This window comes from Methylorubrum zatmanii, from assembly GCF_014845115.1.
In the GTDB taxonomy this organism is placed as follows: Bacteria; Pseudomonadota; Alphaproteobacteria; order Rhizobiales; family Beijerinckiaceae; genus Methylobacterium; species Methylobacterium zatmanii.
Genome location: NZ_NKUI01000265.1, coordinates 1 through 2,917, shown reverse-complemented (window position 1 = coordinate 2,917; position 2,917 = coordinate 1). Strand labels below are relative to the sequence as shown.

The 2,917-nt window shown below is 66.0% G+C and carries 4 protein-coding genes and 1 pseudogene; 4 read left to right on the top strand and 1 reads right to left on the bottom strand.

The genetic code is table 11. From position 1 onward, the window contains the following. Positions 1–165 precede the first annotated feature (165 nt). Positions 166–435 carry a hypothetical protein gene (locus MZTS_RS23005; RefSeq protein WP_012252649.1) on the bottom strand — a complete coding sequence of 90 codons (270 nt, stop codon included), beginning with the start codon at positions 433–435 and terminating at the stop codon, positions 166–168. Between the two features lie 226 nt (positions 436–661). Here MZTS_RS23005 and MZTS_RS23000 point away from each other — a divergent pair, with 226 nt between their 5' ends. The 4 genes and pseudogenes from MZTS_RS23000 to MZTS_RS22985 form a co-directional block, all read left to right on the top strand. Continuing rightward, positions 662–1,261, top strand: coding sequence for an urease accessory protein UreE (locus MZTS_RS23000; RefSeq protein ID WP_192285561.1), 600 nt, complete (start codon positions 662–664; stop codon positions 1,259–1,261). Positions 1,262–1,428: 167 nt separating this feature from the next. After that, positions 1,429–1,581, top strand: coding sequence for a hypothetical protein (locus MZTS_RS22995; protein WP_192285560.1), 153 nt, complete (start codon positions 1,429–1,431; stop codon positions 1,579–1,581). Positions 1,582–1,904: 323 nt separating this feature from the next. Then, a complete protein-coding gene (locus MZTS_RS25535) occupies positions 1,905–2,033 on the top strand; it encodes a hypothetical protein (RefSeq protein WP_281397087.1) in 129 nt (42 codons plus the stop codon). Between the two features lie 674 nt (positions 2,034–2,707). Continuing rightward, positions 2,708–2,917, top strand: a pseudogene (locus MZTS_RS22985) (chemotaxis protein); the annotation flags it as partial.

The window sequence follows — 2,917 nt, the reverse complement described above, 5'->3', positions numbered from 1 at the left end:
GGACAAGGGCATTCCGGGGGCCGCAGGCGGGTTCGATCACCCGGTGTAACGCCGCAAAGCGCGGCGCGGCGCAAGCCCGACGCGGGGGCCGACCGCAAAAGAAAAGGGCCGGGGCTCTGTGCCCCGACCCTCAGCCATGGCCTGCCCCGGCAGGCTCATCGGCGATCAGCGGCAATACACGTTGCCGTACTCGTCACGGAAGGTGCCGTAGGGGCAGCGCGGCGCGGTCGCGGCACCGGCGATGGCACCACCGGCACCGCCGATCGCGGCACCGGCCAGCGCACCGCCCGCCCGGCCCGTGGCGAGACCGCCAACCGCCGCACCGAGACCGGCACCGAGGGCGGCGCCGCCCAGAGCGCGGTCCTGCGGCGTGTTGCAGGCACCGAGCGAGAGCGCGAGGCTGCCCGCGAGGGCGGCGGCAATCAGTCTCTTCATGGCGATCGGAACTCCCTTGTGCATCGGCGATCGGGCCTTTTGACGGTGCGGAACACCGAACGGCCTTGGTCTATCACCGTCGGTCATCGACGGCACAGGAAACGGCCAAGATTGCGGCGGGTTGCGGTCGGGACATGACATTTCCCGCCACGCCTGCCATCTGAGGCGCGACTGTTGCAAAAGCGCCGAGTTCGGCCCCTCCCGGCGTTCATTTCCGAGGATGACCATGCCCAAAGCCAGCCTGATCGTTCGCAAGGCCGCCGTCCGGCCCGACCTCGTGGTCGACACGGTGACCCTCGACCACGCCGCCCGCGGGCAGGCCCATGCCCACCTGACCACCGCCGGGGGCCTGTCCGTCGATCTCTCCCTGGACCGCGCCACGGGGCTGGAGGACGGCGACGCGCTGAAGCTCGAGGATGGGCGCCTCGTCGGCGTGCGGGCGGCGGAGGAGGCTCTTCTGGAGGTCCGCGCCGGCAATCCGGCCCGGCTGATGCGCCTCGCCTGGCAGCTCGGCGGCGAGCATGTTCCGGCCGAGATCGGCGCCGACGTCCTCTACGTGCCCGCCCACGCCGCCGAACTCGTGCGCGGTGCCGGCTGCACCGCGACGCCGGTGAGCCGCGCCTTCAAGCCGGAAAAGGCCGCCCACGACCATAGCCGCTGCGGCCACGACCATCATCACGAGCATGATCATCACGAGCATGCCGGCCATCATCATGAGGCCCACGATCACGCGGGGCATGACCACAAGAGCCATGCTCATCACGACCACGATCACGGCCATCACGGGCACGGGTCCTGCGGACACGACCACCACCACGAGCATTGAGCCCCACGGCCGAGGATCGAAGCCGAAACAGACGAGAGGCGGCGGGGCACCCGGCACATGGCGCGCCGCCTCGGAACAGGTCGTGCCGCAGGACCGTTTTCGAGCGGGGATTTCCTACCGCTCGCGCTCTCTTCGAGCCCCATCTTCGAGCTCCTTGGAGCCCAGCCATGCCGGCGATCCAAGTCCTTCAGAACGACGACGGCCTCTGGGCCGTCACCGCACCGAGCCTCGTCGTCACCGGCCTGACGAAGGAGACGGCGGATGCCCTCGCGGCAATCTTTCTGAGACTTCGGGACGGGCCGCCGGCCTCGCCAACATAGGTCAACGGTCTGACCGGTCCCTGGACGGCAAATCAGCGGTGAACACGCCCCAAGGATCGCGCGTCCTAGCCCCGTCCGATATTGTCTGCGCGACCACCCCTATATAAATCATCATAAGTTAATTTGCGACATTCGTGCGAACGCCGCAGGCCGTGAGGTCATCCGACCGGTTCGCTACGGCGCTGTGTGACGCGTTCGGTGGCACGTAAGCCGAATACCGGCTGACAGGGGGGGGCGAAGTGCAACAGGCTCAAGCAAGCCGGGAAGATCGCATCAGAGCGATCACGGCAGCGATTTCACAGAAGGACCTGAGCCAGCGCCAGATGGTCCTCAACGGCCGTCTTCCCCACGATCTTGCCCGCATCCTGGCGGAATTGGCCGTCGATGCCGTCGTCGCGGCCGACGACCGGGAAGACCGGCGCCTCAAGACGAGCCGCGGATTGCTGCGCTGACGCGAGGGCCTGTTGCACGCCGATGGACGGCCGGGCAGAAGGGGATCCGGTTGCCGCCCCCTCTCATGATCGTGTTGGGATTCCTGGTGCCGGCGAAGGATCGGTCCAGGCCGGTCGCCGGCTTCAGGCGCAGCAGGCTGCGGAAGTCGATCAGGGCCGGCAGGTTCGGAACCGACCGATCGTTGTCCGGTACCGGGAGAATATTAACCTCCGGCAAGACTTGCTCCGCCAAGACTTGGCCGAACGCGGCCGAAGAGCCGATCAGCGGCACGAGCAGAGGACGGTGCGGGCACTGAGGCGCATGTGCAAGACCTGATCCTGTCTCCGGTCGATCAGACCGGAGGCAGGATCAGGAGCCCGCGCGGCGTCTGAGCGGAGTCCAAATCCGCTATTCCGAAGGGATTAAACGAATTGGGTATAAAACAAGCCTGAGCACCGGATCGAACGATCGCTTGTTGAATCTTCTCCGCACTCTCTCCAAACAGCTTTCGGCGATCTCTTCAAGACCGCTCAGGTCCCGCTGACTGCTCTAGCTTGCACCTCATCTGGCAATGGCTGAACTTGTTCGGCGGATTCGGCCGTTACCTTGACGACAAATTTTATAATAAACCTTTATTTACCGGCGATCGCTAGCATTGCAGGAAGCTGCAACATCATGATCGCCCGGACCACCGATGAAAAATTTCAGCCGCTTGAGCGTGCGCCTGCCGGCGATGACGATCGGCCTGGCTCTGCTCAGTGCCGTCGCGATGGGGGGCGTGAGCTGGTACTCCGCGCGGTCGGGTCTGCTCGACGCCTCGCGTGAGACGCTGAAGCTCGCGGCGGCGGCCCGGCGCGACGCGATCGACCTCGTCTCAGACCGGATGGAGCTATGCAGGATTTTA